Origin of the sequence: Vibrio kagoshimensis (assembly GCF_050337535.1) — a bacterium.
GTDB lineage: Bacteria > Pseudomonadota > Gammaproteobacteria > Enterobacterales > Vibrionaceae > Vibrio > Vibrio gallaecicus.
In genome coordinates this window covers 102677-118771 of sequence record NZ_JAKJSZ010000010.1, presented here as the reverse complement: position 1 = coordinate 118771, position 16095 = coordinate 102677, and the positions used below count along the sequence as shown (strand labels likewise).

The window sequence follows — 16095 nt, the reverse complement described above, 5'->3', positions numbered from 1 at the left end:
TTTAGTCGGCACATTATTTTATCTAAAGCCTGTTTTGTTGAACGTATGATTTTTGCAAAATATTGCCTTATAGATAACTTACGAAAACGTTTGCTTTATTTCTTGAAGAGTTAATCAGAGGTGAGTAAACTCGCCTCCGTTTTATCACATAGCCAATAAGACTGCTTACAATGACTAAAAATATTCATGACCAACGTATTCTAATTCTGGACTTCGGTTCTCAATACACACAGCTAGTAGCTCGTCGTATTCGTGAGATCGGTGTTTACTGTGAACTGTGGAGCTGGGACGTAGAAGAAGCGGATATTCGTGAATTCAACCCAGACGGTATCATCCTATCTGGTGGTCCTGAAAGTGTAACGGAAGAGAATTCTCCACGTGCACCTCAGTACGTATTTGATTCAGGTGTTCCTGTCTTCGGTATCTGCTACGGCATGCAAACTATGGCTGAGCAACTTGGCGGTAAAGTAGCAACATCTACTGAGCGTGAGTTCGGCTACGCTGCTGTACAAGTAACGGGTGAATCTGCACTTTTCGCTGACCTTGAGACAACTCAAGATGTTTGGATGAGCCACGGTGATAAAGTGGTTGAAATCCCTGCTGATTTCACAAAAATCGCAGAGACAGATACTTGCCCATACGCTGCAATGGCAAACGAAGAGAAGAAATACTACGGTGTTCAATTCCACCCAGAAGTAACGCACACTAAAAACGGCCTAAAAATGCTTGAGAACTTCGTTCTTAACGCGTGTGGTTGTGAAGGTCTGTGGACTTCAGCTTCTATCATTGAAGATGCTGTTGCACGTATTAAAGAGCAAGTAGGTGACGACGAAGTTATCCTTGGTCTTTCTGGTGGTGTTGATTCATCAGTAGTAGCAATGCTTGCTCACCGCGCTATCGGCGACAAACTAACATGTGTATTTGTAGATAACGGCCTTCTTCGTTTAAACGAAGGTGAGCAGGTTATGGAGATGTTTGGCAACAAGTTTGGTCTAAACATCATCAAAGTAGATGCGGAAGATCGTTTCCTTGACGCTTTGGAAGGCGAAGCTGAACCAGAAGCGAAACGTAAGATCATTGGTCACGTATTCGTAGATATCTTCGACGAAGAGTCTAAGAAACTGAAGAATGCTAAATGGCTTGCTCAGGGTACTATCTACCCAGACGTAATCGAGTCTGCTGCATCTAAGACTGGTAAAGCACACGTAATTAAGTCTCACCACAACGTTGGTGGCCTTCCTGATGATATGGAAATGGGCCTTGTTGAGCCTCTACGTGAGCTGTTTAAAGATGAAGTACGTAAGATCGGTCTAGAGCTTGGTCTTCCATACAACATGCTTTATCGCCACCCATTCCCGGGTCCAGGTCTAGGTGTTCGTGTTCTTGGTGAAGTTAAGAAAGAATACTGTGATCTACTGCGTCGTGCTGATGCTATCTTCATTGAAGAGCTTCACGCTGCGGACCTTTACCACAAAGTATCTCAAGCATTCACGGTATTCCTACCAGTACGTTCAGTTGGCGTAATGGGCGATGGCCGTAAGTACGATTGGGTTGTATCTCTACGCGCAGTAGAAACTATCGACTTCATGACTGCTCACTGGGCACACTTACCATACGACTTCCTAGGTAAGGTATCTAACCGTATTATCAACGAAGTTAACGGCATTTCACGTGTTGTTTACGATATTTCTGGTAAGCCACCAGCAACTATCGAGTGGGAATAGTCCTCGCGTATTGCGAACAATATCTCTGATAAAGTCTTTATCATTGCAATGATGTCTTAAATATTAGAAGCCTCAAACTTAGTTTGGGGCTTTTTATTTTTTAGACATGGTGTCCAAACTTGATGTCATTTTTACTTAGTACACACGGTTAATTAATAACCTCACTCGCACTTCTTATAGTCTAACAAATCTGGACCTACCTTCTATCTCCAGACCTATCTACTATTTTATCGACTTATTATGGATAGATAGAGAACTAAAAATGTTTAAACCTAAATATTTAGCTACAGTGCTAGGTTGCTTACTGGCGGGCAATAGTTATGCTCAAGTAAATAGCCAATCGTCAATGAATATTCAGCCTGACCCTCAAAACCCCAATGGATACTTGGTTTTAAAGAGTGATCTCCAAGCTGCTGAGCAATCTAAAACCGCTGACCCGATGTATGCAATTTGGTCTCAAGCATTAGAAACACGTCCTAACGCTGTCGTTGAGGCGATTCTTCCTGGCTTGGCAAGCAACCCAGATAACGTAAAACGTGTTGAGCGCGTTTTCCCACAATCTGAGTGGGATTTCTTAACTCAAATGGCCGCCCCTGAATATACTTATACTCGATTCTTGCGTGCTATTGGCAAGTTCCCTGCTTTTTGCGGAGAGTACACCGATGGACGTGATTCTGACGCGATATGTAAGAAATCTATTGTGACGGCATTTGCTCATTTCTCTCAAGAAACGGGCGGACATATAGCAAAAGATAATACTTGGGATAACCCATTAGCATTAGAAGAGTGGCAACAAGCTTTAGTGCATGTACGTGAAATGGGGTGGTCAGAAGGACAAGAAGGCTACACGACTGGTTGTGGTCAGAATGATTGGCAAAATGCTCGCTGGCCATGTGCTGCCGGTCAAGGTTACTTTGGTCGAGGCGCTAAGCAACTGTCTTATCATTTCAACTATGGTGCGTTCTCTGAGGTCATGTACGACGGGGATGCGACTGTGCTGTTGAATAACCCAGGTCTAGTTGCAGATTCTTGGTTAAACCTTGCTTCTGCTATTTGGTTCTTCTTAACACCTCAAGCTCCTAAACCGGCGATGTTGCATGTTATTGACCGTACGTGGACGCCATCTCAGCGTGAGTTAGATGCGGGAATTGGTTATGGCTTCGGTACTACAATCAATGTAATCAATGGTGGTATTGAGTGTGGCGAACAAAATAAAAATAAAGGACAACCAGTTAACCGAATTCGTTACTGGGAAGGTTTAGCTGAACATTACCAAATCCCTATCGAAGCGGATGAAGCGAATACTTGCTGGCAGCAAACGCCTTATGGAAGCTTAAACCTAAATGGTGCGACGGATGTGCTTTACACTAACTGGGACGGCAATTGGAAATACTATGCTGATCGCCCAGAAGGTTACTCGTTCGAGTGTGAACTTGTTGGTTTCCAAACGGCTTATTCAGCATTAGTCCCTGGGGATTACGAAAAGTGTGTGACGAATTTCTATGGTTCTCATGCAAGCTGGCCTGAAGTGAAAGTGGTTGATAAACTAGATCCAACTGACCCTGGTACAGATCCTGGTGGTAATGCATGGGATGCGAATAAGGTCTACAACTCTGGTGATCAAGTTACCTTCAATGGGGCAACTTATGAAGCGAAGTGGTGGAGCCAAGGAAATGAACCAACAGGGGGTGACCCTTGGAAGTTGATTTCTGGTGAGCCTGTTCCACCAGTTGTGACCGACCCTACGCCTGTAGACCCACCGGTTACCGAGCCGCCAGTCACTGAACCGCCGGTTGTTGAACCACCTGTCATTGAGCCACCTGTTGTCGTTGACCCATCAGAATTCATTACGTGGGTGCCAGGTGCTAGCCAGGTGAGCAACGGTGATAAAGTGACTTATAACAGCAAGTGTTTTGTTGCGAAAAATGGTCCAGGAACATGGGAAACCCCAACCCAATCTAATTGGTTCTGGGATGAGATTAGTTGTCAGTAATGATGTCTAATTTTTAAAGTAGAATAGGGAGTGTTTTGTCACTCCCTTTTTTTTATTCGTTAATTGCTTGCCAGTGAGGTGGCGGTGTTAATCCCCATCTTTCTATTTCTTCTTTGCTGTAAATAGCCTTACCCTGTTTACCAATCCGGATTGGTATCTGGTCAGTGTTCTTCCCCGACAGGATTTGATTGAGAATCTTCCCTGTTTCCATTCCTTGGCTTTGCCCAAATAGAACAACTCCTCCTAGAGCTTTACCTTTTCCAATGGAAAAATCCCAAAACCCGAATAAAGGCACAGGTGTATGTTGATGCGTCCATGCCATTAGCTCGTCTGCGTTAACATGGTGTCCTTTCTTATCAATTAAGGTGTGATATAACCCCATCACAATCGCAGAGTAGCCTTTTTCTTTGCTTTCACTGACGAGGTGTCTCCAACTACTTAAGGTTGTCACGTTTTCGATATCGACAGTGACAGATAACGAGTTTCTAATCGATTGATACTGCTTTGAAATATATTTTTCTGCAATTTTTGAAGTTGTACCTGAGTCGAATAAGACCAATATTTTCGAGTTCTTATTGTTAATTACATCGCCAATCTCATTGATGCTTTTTATCAATAATGGCTGTTCTAATATCCCTGTTATTTGCGCTTGCCCTTGATAACGAGCAAGGAGTTTTCTCGGGTTAGAATTGATACCCAAAAAGACGATGCTAATAGGCTCGTTATAAAGCTTTGGTAACATAAACTTCAGTGCGTTATCGTCGCCCAATACCACGACATCAGGCTTGAGTTCTTGATAGTGTAAAAAGGCTTTGTGGGCCATTTCTGAAAATTGGTGTTGTGGTAAACGCTTGGTGTCCATTTGGAAGGTCGTTACAGAATGCTCTTCATCTAATGTGTTCCGTATACCTTTTACGTAGTCTTTATCCCATGGATATTCAGAGTGATAACTTTCAATGATCAGCACATCTTCAGCGGAAACTGAAGGTGCAAGTAAAGTAAATAGAAACACCAAGAACAACTTCATCCCTGCTCTCCTTCAATAATCCATCTATTTAGTATAGCTAAGCTATTCGCTTCTATACTGAAAAGTATGCCACCAAGTGGGCATTGGAGTGCAAGGTTATGAGTCGTACTAAAAAATTTGAAGATAGTGATAGCAACCCCATTTATAGCCGTATAGGTCGCCGCATAATTCTGATTATGGTGCTTCTCAGTGGCATAGTGACGTTACTTGGTACTACTATTCAGCTGTATTGGGATTACAACCGAGAATTTAACGGTGTTGAACAAAGACAGCAGGAAATTAAATCTGTTCACGCTGAGTTACTCGCAGCCTCCTTGTGGAGTTATGATTTAGTTCTGCTTCAGCAAAAATTAGAAGGGCTAGTCAACCTCCCTAAGGTTAATTATTTGGAAATTCGTTCTGGCAGTTATACCTTTACTGCGGGAAAGAAAGTTACTAAGTACCCGATTCATGCTGAGTTTGTATTGCAATACCAGCCTCAGGTTGATGCTCCAATAGAAGCTCTTGGCAGTTTGTATATGGAATCCAATGGAGATGAAATCTACAGTTATTTACTTCGCCAGTTCTTGGTTACTTTAGTGATTAACGCTATCAAAACGACAATTGTTTGTTACCTGATCCTCATGGTTTTCCATAAAAATGTAAATCGACGTATTTTTGCTGTGGCAACCTATCTACGTAAGTTCAATCCAAGGCACCCAAGTGACCCATTAAAGCTGGCTTATCATCCATGGGTAATGGAACAGGATGATGAGTTGAATTGGTTGGCTGACGAAACCAATAAAATTACGGGTAATATTCGAACCCTTTACAACAATATTCGATTCGAACAAGAACGATTTGTCGATTTTGCCAATGTGTCTTCAGATTGGCTTTGGGAGACTGATGAAATTGGCAGGTTAGTGTTTGTATCTGAAGCTATGCAGAAAGCTCTGAATATTGATATTCATCAGCATCCTTTTATTAATGATGTCGATGGAATACATGATGCCTACAGCTTGATCTACCACCTAAGTAAGCAAGAAGACTTTTCAATGTGCGAAGTGAATCTAGAAATTGATGGGCAGCATTTTTATATGATCTTTCAAGGGATGAGCGTTCTTAAAAATAATAAATTCAAAGGGTACCGAGGCAGTTCTATTGATGTAACAGCGTTAAAAGATGCACAGTTTAGGCTTGAAGATTTAAATCAAAACCTAGAAATTAAAGTGGCAGAACGTACGTGTGACCTTGAGCGAAGTATGCAGTGTTTAGAAGAGACCCAAGAACAACTTGTTGAGTCAGAAAAGCTGGCGGCATTAGGCGGATTAGTTGCAGGTGTCGCTCATGAAGTTAATACACCGCTTGGTATTGCTGTCACGGCTTCTTCTCTGATTAAAGAGTCGTGTAATGAATTGAACAATGCGTTTACTTCACAAACATTAACGAGCCTGCAATTTGAACAAATCATGCAGCAGATGAACCAAGCAAGCGTTTTACTAGAAGATAATTTAAATCGTGGCGCTAAATTGATCAGAGATTTCAAGCAAACTGCAGTGGACCAAGTATCAGAAAGTCGCAGTCAATTTAACGTAAAACAAAGCTTAGATGCGCTTATTGCCAGTATTCATCCTGAAACGAGAAAAGTACCAGTAACTCCATGCTTAGACGGCGACCCCAGTATCACAATGAACAGTTTACCTGGCGTATTAACGCAAGTGGTATCTAACCTCATTTTGAACAGCGTGAATCATGCTTTCTATGAGAAACAAGATGCGGAGATAACACTGAACTTTCATGTCGAGGGTGATTTCATTATTTTTATTTATAGAGATAACGGCTGTGGCGTAGACAGAACCTTACATCAGAAAATTTTTGAACCCTTTTTCACAAGTAAAAGAGGGCAAGGTGGTTCTGGGCTTGGTTTGAACTTGGTTTTTAATTTGATTCATCAGAAACTTGCTGGGCAACTCAGCTTTGAATCTGAATTAGGGAGTGGAGTGACTTTTACTTTTTCATTACCTAGAAACTTACCGATGAACGATGAGAAACAAATGAGCCCTAAACCATGAATTATGAACATCGATGATGGATGCTGAAAGTCTAATCAGGGTGTGACTCTCTAATCTCAATAAATTCATTCCAATGTTCAACAAGTAGATCTACAAGTTTAGGTTCAAAGTGCTTACCTCTTTGAGCGAGGACTTCATTTTTAATGTCATCATCTGACCATGCTTTTTTATAACTGCGAATTGACCCTAGCGCATCAAATACATCTGCTAACGCAGTAATTCGACCACTAATAGGAATATCAAATTGGCTTAGTTGGGCAGGGTAGCCATTACCGTCCCATTTTTCATGGTGGTTTTGAGCGATCTCTTTAGCGACAGAAATGAGTTTTCGTTTTGATTTACTAAGAATGTCGACACCATATTCAACATGCTTTTGCATGGTTGCCCATTCCTCAGCATCTAGTTTTCCTGGTTTATGCAAAATGCTATCAGGTATGGCGACCTTTCCCACATCATGCAAAGGCGAGGCATGCTTTATCATCTGAACTTCTTGTGGAGGCAATCCATAAAGCTGTGCTAGCTTTTCACTAAAAAGTGAAACTCTTTGTACATGAGCACCAGTTTCTTTGCTTCTTGCCTCTACCGCATTTGCTAAGTTATAGACCAACTCCTTAGATGTTTCGCGTAGGTCGACAAGTAGGTTTAGGTTTTCAAAAGTTAGCCCAATATTGTGCATATAGATTTCGAGTAATTGCTTATCTAATTCACTCAGTTTATGGGATATATTGATATAGAGAAGGCTGTCTACTCCGGATTCATCAGTCATATGAAAAACATAGGCATCATCATAGCTTTGGCTACTTTGTTGGGTAAGCGCAAACTGACAACGGGCTGAGACAACCTCGGGTAATACTTCAAAGAGACATTCAGAGTAAGAATCTACATAATCCCCCGTCGCGGCTAATGTTAACGCTCGTGACTCTTCACCATCAGGTCGAGGTTTGACTAAGCAATAAAAGGCAGAGGCGTCTAATTGAATCAACGATGTTAATTGGCTCAAAACAGAAGAGGCATAATCTTTTAAAGTAGTTGTATTTTGGACGTTTGCTGAAGCTTGAATCACCTTGCTCAGCCCTTCTTTTTGGACTTCAATGGTGGTCAGATCTCGGTAGGCACGAAGCATTGAATAGAGGAGAGTCTTGAGTTTCTGTGTCGTCAACTCGGTTTTTTCTTTGTAGTCATCAATTTCATACTCTTGAATAACAAAATCTTCAGGCGCTTGCCCGGCTTGTCCCGTTCTAAGGACTAAACGAATTTTAGTATTTCTCAGCTCTTCCCTTATGTATTTGACCACATCTAACCCTGCATGATCATGCTCCATCACCACGTCTACTAACGCAAGAGCAATGTCTTTATGTTGAGCCAAAATGCTTTTGGCTTCAGCCGCAGAGTAAGCAGAGATAAGGTCTAAACCTTTCCCTTGGAATGTAAAGTTAGCTAGTACCAACTTAGTCACTTGGTGCATCTGCTCATCGTCATCGATTAACAATACTTTCCACTGTGCCACATCTAAAGGAGGTGGCACGGGTGTACTGGGAGATGAAGAGAGTTCCCTGTGATCGGTAAACAAATCCATATGCAATCTCGATTCAACATTAATAGCCCCTTTTATAGGTTTAGCATAGTTCAATGCTTCACGTATGGATTGGCACTGTGAAATCCCATCAAAGGATGTAAATACGAAAAATTTAAAATGCGTTATCACAGAATGTTATAAGAATGAATATTATCTAGTTCACATTTGTATATGTGATCATTTGTACAACCTTAGTTTTCGATAACTTAATTTTTGTTACTGAAGTTTATAGATTAAAATTTTCTTACAATTTGTATCGTTTTTTTTGATAATAAACACTTTAGTAAGGTAAATCTGCAATGTCGACCAAACTAGCTAACCCTGCGCCACTTGGCCTAATGGGGTTCGGTATGACCACTATTCTTCTTAATATCCACAATGCTGGGTTTTTCCCAATTGATTCAATGATTCTTGCGATGGGTATTTTCTACGGTGGTATTAGCCAGGTGCTTGTTGGCATGATGTGCTTTAAGCGTGGTGATACGTTTGGTACAACCGCATTTACTTCTTACGGTCTATTCTGGTTAACATTGGTTGGGCTTATTGTTATGCCTTACATGGGTTTACCAGCAAGCCCAGCAAGCTTTATGGGTTGGTACTTACTATTGTGGGGTATCTTCACTGGCTTTATGTTCATTGGTTCACTTTGTTACCCAGTGGCAAAGCAAGTGGTATTTGGTTCACTGACGATTCTATTCTTCTTGCTTGCTGCTCGTGATTTTACTGGCAGCGAATTAATCGGCACTATCGCGGGGTTTGAAGGTATCTTCTGTGGTGCATCTGCAATCTACTTTGCAATGGCTCAAGTAATCAATAATGAGTACGGTCGTACGGTGTTACCTGTTGGAGAAAAGAAACCAGCAGAACAATTAATGACTCAAGAGATTGCTGCTTAATAGCAATTTGCTTAACTGAAAGTCATGCTAGTGCTGCTTTAAAGCCTGGGTGACTTTGATACAAAAGAAAAGGGTTAGCATTTGCTAACCCTTTTTCATATCCACTGCTTATTTTAAATAAGTCATTTTATGTTTTTAAGTGCTTTCAAACTCACCATTATGTTGATGGTTGTTCTACAGCATCAGCTTGCTTAACTTCAGATTTTGGATCTATACCTGTTTTGCGTTTGTATTTTTCTTCCCAGTAAGTAGCACCTTTGATGCCAAGTTTTACTGGGTTAAAAGTAAACTCAGTCACGCCAGCTCGTTGCTGTTCTTCGTAATCATGTAAAGCTTTAATTGCAGGCTTCGCCATGAAGAAGATGATAAGAATACCAACAATGTTCAACCAAGCCATCAAGCCAACACCTACATCACCCATAGCCCAAGCAAGGTTTGCTGCTTTTACTGTACCGTAGAAAACAGCAGTGATAAGTACAAGCTTAAGTGCGAACATCATTCCAGGGATCTTAACGGTGCGTCTTAGGTACGCAATGTTAGTTTCTGCGATGTAGTAGTAAGCAAGAATGGTTGTAAATGCGAAGAAGAATAGAGCAAATGCGATGAACGGTTTGCCGATTCCTGGTAGCGCACTTTCGATCGCCATTTGAGTAAATACAGGGCCATTAGCACCGATATTTGCGGCTAAGTTCTGAACAAGGAAAACACCTTCAGCACCACCATGTACGTTATAAGCACCAGTGATGATGATCATGAATGCAGTCGCTGAACAAACAAGTAGCGTATCAATGTAGATAGAGAATGCTTGTACTAAACCTTGTTGAGCTGGGTGATCAACACTTGCAGCTGCAGCTGCGTGAGGACCAGTACCTTGACCAGCTTCGTTTGAGTAGACACCACGTTTCACACCCCAACCAATTGCAGCACCAAAGCCTGCCATAGGAGTGAATGCGTCGCCAATGATCATAGAGAAAACAACAGGTACTTGACCGATGTTCAATAGGATAATAACGAAGGCAACAATGATGTAAGCCAGCGCCATAAATGGAACAACGATTTGAGTAAAGTTTGCAATACGCTTAACACCACCAAAGATGATGAATGCTAGGATGACGGCGATGATTGTACCGGTTAAAATTTTGGCAAAACTAAAGGTACCGATAGCTGTTTCAATCATGTCACCAGAACCGAATGCGGCTTCTACTGCATTACCAATACTGTTCGATTGAACGCCCGGAAGTAAAATACCACAAGCGAAAATTGTCGAGATAGCAAAGATCCAAGCATACCATTTCTGACCCATTGCTTTTTCAATATAGTAAGCTGGACCACCACGGAATTGACCTTCATCTTCTTCTTTATAGATTTGAGCCAGTGTTGATTCTGCATATGCAGTTGCTGCACCGAAGAAAGCAACGACCCACATCCAAAATACTGCACCAGGACCACCAAAGCCAATCGCGGCAGCAACACCAGCAATGTTACCAGTACCAACACGACCAGATAGCGATACTGCTAATGCTTGGAAAGAAGAGATTCCTTTTTCAGAACTTTTACCATTAAGAAGCAAGCGCCACATTTCAAAGAAGTGACGAATTTGTACGAATCGAGTCATTATGGAGTAGAACAAACCTGCGCCTAAGCACAAGTAAATCAGCACTGGGCTCCATATAATTCCATTCAAAAAATCAACGAGTGACTGCATGAGTATTTTCCCTGTTATTAACTATTATGTTTATTTTTCGTTCGATATATTAATCTTTTTGTAACTTATTTGTTAATTTATTTATCTGCTTTTATCTTAATGCGTGATGCCAAGCACGAAATGCTAATTAAGTGTTAAAATTTAGTATTGGCATACCGATGCCCTTAATATCTGCATATATATGCGTCCATTCTGCAAAATGTCAGGATTAACGTCGGTTTTAAGTTTTTTGATATGCAACGAATTTAATTCTAAATGATGTTCACTATGTAACCTGTTGTGCTGGTGGTTTTATAAGCTCTAAAGGTACCTAGAAACAGAAAGATCTGAGTAATCAATATCAGGTTTGCGTTTTGACACTATGTCTGCGAGCAACTTTCCAGAGCCACAAGCCATAGTCCAACCTAATGTGCCGTGACCTGTATTCGTGAATAAGTTTTCTATCGGTGTTGCGCCGATGATAGGGGTCCCATCAGGTGTCATAGGTCTTAGCCCTGTCCAAAACTCCGCTTGCTGTAAATCCCCCGCATTTGGGAATAAATCTTGGATAACAAGTTCTATTGTTTTTCTTCTTTTTTCAGGAAGTTCTAAATTAAAACCGCTCAATTCAGCGGTACCAGCAACCCTTAACCTGTCATCAAAACGAGTGAGGGCAACTTTATACGTTTCATCCATCACGGTTGAGCGTGGTGCTTGTTCACTATTTTTGATGGGTAAGGTTAGCGAGTAGCCTTTTACTGGGTAGGTCGGAAGTGTGATACCTAAAGGGGCAAGAAGCTGCGCGGAATAGCTTCCACATGCCACCACATAACTGTCTGCGGTTAGCTCTCCTTTATCGGTGAGCACAGATGTAATGCGATTATTGTGGGTAGTTAGACTTTTGATTTGTGTATTGAACATAAAGTTCACACCTAATGAAGACGCTAACTTTTTCAGTTGCTGACAAAATAAAAAGCAGTCGCCAGTTTCATCTTCCGGCAGATGCAGCCCTCCTAGTATTTTATCTTTAACGCCTTTCAGAGCTGGTTCTTTATCAATACAGCCAGTTTGGTCTAAGAGCTCAAAAGCAGTATTCGCTTGCTTAAGAAGCTTCATGTCTTTTTGAACGGCATGTAATTGTTTGGCTGTTCTGAATACTTGAAGCGTTCCTAAGCGACGGCCCTGATATTCAATATTCGTTTGAGCGTTAAGGTCGTTTAAACATTGCTTGCTGTAGTTAGCAACACGCAGCATACGAGCTTTATTTTGGTCGTAACGCTGTGTGGTACAGTTGCTTACCATTTTTGAAGCCCACTTGATGGTCGCGAAAGAGAGTGGGGGCGTGATCTTTAAAGGAGCATGTTGTTGCGTGAGCCACTTTACCGCTTTTAGGGGGACTCCTGGAGCTGCCCAAGGTGACGAATACCCATAGGAAATTTGCCCTGCGTTAGCAAAGCTGGTTTCATTTGCTGCGACATCTTGCCTGTCAATAACTGTGACTTGGTGCCCTTGCTGAGCAAGATACCATGCACTTGTTAAACCAATCACGCCACTGCCTAACACAATAATTTTCATATTATCCCCTAAATTCTGTAGAGATAGAGTGTCTTGTTTACAAATTGCTAACAATCGATATAAATTAACAGCAGGTTATAGTTTTACTAAAGGCTGAGTGTGAAGTATTTGAAAAGTAATATGGCGGTGTCTCTGATGACATTCATAGAAGTTGGTCAGCACTCTAGCCTGACTAGTGCTGCTAAATCTATGTGTTTAACAACAGGAGCAATAAGCCAGCAGCTATTGCAGTTAGAGCAAAAGCTTGGGCTGACGCTAGTGGAAAGGCATTCTAGAGGAATACGCTTAACGGAAGTTGGTTCCCGTTTGCATCAAGTCGCTAAATCGAGCCTTGAGGATATAGATGCAGTATTAGCTCAGCTCGATTTTACAAGTCAGCAGAGTACAGAGATTCGCTTAAAACTCACTCCTTCTTTTGCGTTTAAATGGTTGGTCCCAAGACTTGAGGCTTTTCACAGGCTTTACCCTGATATCCAAGTTCAAACCTTTGCCGAAGGTGCCATTGTTGATAAATCAGGGGGAGACTTTGATATTGCGATTGATTATGGCGAATTACCTTATTTGGACTCACATGCAAGTTTGTTATTTGAAGAGTATTTAGTGCCAGTCGCCAGCCCACATTATTTGAAAACTCTATTAGCTAAAGGCTCGACTGAAAATTCTGCAGGGATTGTTGTCGACATTGATTGGACGAATGTCACCTTGTTGCACGATGCCCAACCTTGGCTAGGTTCTAACAGGGATCAAGAGTGGTCTTATTGGGCAAATAAAATGAATTTAGAGTTCGATACAAATCGAGGTCATTTTTTTAATCGAACAGATATGGCAATGGCAGCTGCGGAAGCTAGTGTAGGGGTTGCGCTTGCCAGAAAAGCATTGATTAAAGATGAGTTAGAGACTGGACGCTTAGTGGCATTATCGGTAGAGATTAAAGCAGACGCTGGATATTTTGCGTTAACCCATTCCTCTAGCAGAGCCGTTCAATCATTTTTGGAATGGTTATCGCAGCAAATTGAATATTAGTAATCGGTTTTTAAATCATATTTTTTTGCTCTGCCATACAACCTTGCTAGATAACTTCTACAATTATCAATAACTGTAAGGAGGAGCCATGGAAGAAGAAAAAATAACATGTGGTTACGTAAATCCCGACGGTTGGCATTGTGAAGAAGAATGTGGAGATTCAGGGCTCTGTTACTGGCATGATCCTAAAGTCGACAAAAGTAATGATGACGTAAAAGAAAAAATAGAACGATGGGCCATAGCTGGCAAACCACTTGATGGATTCCAATTAGCTAAAACGAACTTGCGTGATATCGACTTGGTTAATCGTGGGTGCAAGAAAGGTTATTCTTGCCGAAATGTTGATTTTTACAGAGCCGATTTAAGAGACGCGCATTTCTTTGGGCTTGATCTACGTGGCTCTTCACTGATGAAAGCAAAAATGGTGAATGCTAATTTACACTGCGCTCACTTGGACAATTGTAACTTACTTGGCTCTGATTTAGGGCGAGCGAGATTGGATAACATCAATTGGGGAAATTCATTAAAACAAGAGACTGAAGCTAAGAAATCAGAAAAACGCAAAGAGAGAAGTAAAGCCAGATCGTTGTATCAAGAAGCAGAAGAGGTATGTAGAAATATACGTAAGCAATGTGAAAAACAAGGGTTGTTCGAGACAGCGGGGATGTTTTTCACTAAAGAAATGCGATTTCGTCGTTACCAGTTACCTCGGTATAGTTTTCATCGTTTTATTTCTAAGCTGGTGGATTATTTTTGTGGCTATGGCGAGTCCCCATTGCGTGTTGTCCTTTTTTCTATCGTTCTTATTATTACTTGTGCAGTTGCGTATTTTTTCCTAGATACGACCATTACTTCCAATTCAGACACCAGTGCACCTTACTTTCTTCTTTTAGAGTTTTTTAATGCTCTTTATTTTAGCGTTGTGACGTTTACAACCCTTGGGTATGGAGATATATCGCCTGTTGGGATTGCTCGGTTTATTGCTGCAGTTGAAGCCTTTATGGGGAGTTTTATCATGGCATTGTTTGTTGTTGTATTTGTAAAGAAAATGACTCGATGAAAAATATATTACTTATTTATTAAGCCGGTTTTGTAGCTGAAGCTAATATGTAACAAATTTGTATGGCAATTGTCCATTTGGTCTTTTGTTATAGATACTTACATTATATTTGTCTTGTGTTTTAACCATGTACTGGGAGAATGTAAACTCGTACATTGGGTTATGGTTGAGGCATAAGTGAAATCATCAGGAAGTCAAAATCATAGCAAGAAAAAAACAAGTAATAAGAAAAAAAAGAAGAGCCTCGTTAGAGCTTGGGTTGAAGTTATGCTTTGGCTAATGCCAGTGACGGTTGGTGTCCTAACTGCCTATGCATTAAGTAAGTAAGAAAGACACTCTTCAAGCTTTAATACATTTATGAGCTGCTTAATCACATCCCCTCACACCATCCATAAACACTTTGTTTATATCATTCCTTTTACTTCGGACTCGGCCTCCACAGTATTGCATTTTTTGTGTTTGATTTTAGCTACACCTCAACTCTCATTTTTGGTGTAATTCACTGCTAGCAAGTCATTCAAATTAGATGAACAGGTCCATCTTTTGTTTTCCTGAATAAACATCATCCTAACTTACCTTCAAACTGCTCATACGATTTGTTTTGTGAGTAAACACTTTGAAACTAAAAAAACTATTGTTGATTATGAGTTGGTTTTTAAGCTTTTATGCATTGAGTGATAAATCTTGGGAAGAGCAGGTTGTTTACAGTGTAGGTGACCGTGTGGCTCATAATGGGGAAGCTTTTGTCGCGACACACTGGAATAAAGGTAACGAGCCTTATATTGGCAAGAGCCATTGGGAAGGTTGGGTACATGTAAATTCACCTATCCCACAGTTTGAAGTAGATAAAAATTATCATAGCGGGCTGGTGGTTTATGTAAACGGAGATTTATACCTATCTAAATGGGGCAACAAAGGAGAACACCCTGAAACGTCATGGTATTGGAGAAGGCTGGCTACTGATGGTGTCCTAGATAGAAGTACTAATGCGTCGGATGAATCATCTGACCCTAAATCTGCAGAAGTCATCTTAGGTACGGATCTAAACAGAAATAATATTAAAGACAGCTTTGAACTAGGTGTGCTAGATACATATCAAAATGAAGAACTTCGGAGAATGGCACTGAATATGTCATTTATTTATCGTGCTTTACATGAGTTAGAGCTTGATGAGTCGATTAACTTATTGGAAGAAGAGTCATACGAGCTGTTTAATTCTCTTTTTGCATGGGAAAACTGCATGGTAGAGATCAGAAAGCTTCATGATTTAAAGGACCCAATGTCTTTATATCTAGATTCTATCTATGCCTCTTTGCTATATCGATTCGGTCAAAATGAAGCTTACCGAGATTTAAATGGCGAATTCAATTTCTCAGAGGAAGTGCTTACTAGAAGTAATTGCAGCTATTATGAATTTTGATTTGATATACAAAAAAGCCCAACTCTTGCGAGTTGGGCTTTTCCAAACGTTTGGTGGGCTGGCGTC

The 16095-nt window shown here is 40.9% G+C and carries 11 protein-coding genes; 7 read left to right on the top strand and 4 right to left on the bottom strand.

Going from position 1 to position 16095, the window contains the following annotated elements; all coding sequences use genetic code 11:
• The first annotated feature begins 170 nt into the window (after positions 1-170).
• Together guaA and L4C37_RS11515 are read left to right on the top strand one after the other, a co-directional pair.
• Entirely contained in the window at positions 171-1724 is a 1554-nt protein-coding gene (gene guaA / locus L4C37_RS11520; protein WP_429768658.1) for a glutamine-hydrolyzing GMP synthase, read from the top strand.
• A gap of 262 nt (positions 1725-1986) precedes the next feature.
• Positions 1987-3717 carry a chitinase gene (locus tag L4C37_RS11515; RefSeq protein ID WP_429768657.1) on the top strand — a complete coding sequence of 577 codons (1731 nt, stop codon included), beginning with the start codon at positions 1987-1989 and terminating at the stop codon, positions 3715-3717.
• Between the two features lie 52 nt (positions 3718-3769).
• Here L4C37_RS11515 and L4C37_RS11510 read toward each other — a convergent pair whose 3' ends face one another.
• The gene (locus L4C37_RS11510) at positions 3770-4744 is read right to left on the bottom strand and encodes an ABC transporter substrate-binding protein (RefSeq protein ID WP_429768656.1); all 975 of its coding nucleotides are present in this window, start codon (positions 4742-4744) and stop codon (positions 3770-3772) included.
• Between the two features lie 98 nt (positions 4745-4842).
• On the opposite strand from L4C37_RS11510, the gene L4C37_RS11505 reads away from it, so the two are divergent.
• Positions 4843-6795, top strand: coding sequence for a PAS domain-containing sensor histidine kinase (locus L4C37_RS11505; protein ID WP_429768655.1), 1953 nt, complete (start codon positions 4843-4845; stop codon positions 6793-6795).
• A 31-nt stretch (positions 6796-6826) separates the two neighbouring features.
• Here the strand turns inward: L4C37_RS11505 and L4C37_RS11500 are convergent, their stop codons facing one another.
• Positions 6827-8371: a DUF3369 domain-containing protein gene (locus L4C37_RS11500; protein ID WP_429768654.1), complete on the bottom strand. Its 1545-nt coding sequence runs from the start codon at positions 8369-8371 to the stop codon at positions 6827-6829.
• 299 nt (positions 8372-8670) lie between these two features.
• Between L4C37_RS11500 and L4C37_RS11495 the strand changes: the two genes are divergently transcribed.
• Positions 8671-9267, top strand: coding sequence for an acetate uptake transporter (locus tag L4C37_RS11495; protein ID WP_137374946.1), 597 nt, complete (start codon positions 8671-8673; stop codon positions 9265-9267).
• Positions 9268-9424: 157 nt separating this feature from the next.
• On the opposite strand, the gene L4C37_RS11490 is transcribed toward L4C37_RS11495, so the two are convergent.
• Together L4C37_RS11490 and L4C37_RS11485 are read right to left on the bottom strand one after the other, a co-directional pair.
• A complete protein-coding gene (locus L4C37_RS11490; RefSeq protein ID WP_137374945.1) occupies positions 9425-10972 on the bottom strand; it encodes an alanine/glycine:cation symporter family protein in 1548 nt (515 codons plus the stop codon).
• Positions 10973-11272: 300 nt separating this feature from the next.
• Positions 11273-12526 carry a D-amino acid dehydrogenase gene (locus tag L4C37_RS11485; protein ID WP_429768652.1) on the bottom strand — a complete coding sequence of 418 codons (1254 nt, stop codon included), beginning with the start codon at positions 12524-12526 and terminating at the stop codon, positions 11273-11275.
• 135 nt (positions 12527-12661) lie between these two features.
• Between L4C37_RS11485 and L4C37_RS11480 the strand changes: the two genes are divergently transcribed.
• The 3 genes from L4C37_RS11480 to L4C37_RS11470 all read left to right on the top strand — a co-directional run bounded on the left by L4C37_RS11480 (position 12662) and on the right by L4C37_RS11470 (position 16029).
• Complete coding sequence (locus L4C37_RS11480; protein WP_429768651.1) at positions 12662-13549, top strand: LysR substrate-binding domain-containing protein; 888 nt, start codon at positions 12662-12664, stop codon at positions 13547-13549.
• An 88-nt stretch (positions 13550-13637) separates the two neighbouring features.
• Positions 13638-14609: an ion channel gene (locus tag L4C37_RS11475; protein WP_429768650.1), complete on the top strand. Its 972-nt coding sequence runs from the start codon at positions 13638-13640 to the stop codon at positions 14607-14609.
• A gap of 643 nt (positions 14610-15252) precedes the next feature.
• A complete protein-coding gene (locus L4C37_RS11470) occupies positions 15253-16029 on the top strand; it encodes a carbohydrate-binding protein (protein ID WP_429768649.1) in 777 nt (258 codons plus the stop codon).
• Positions 16030-16095: the final 66 nt, after the last annotated feature.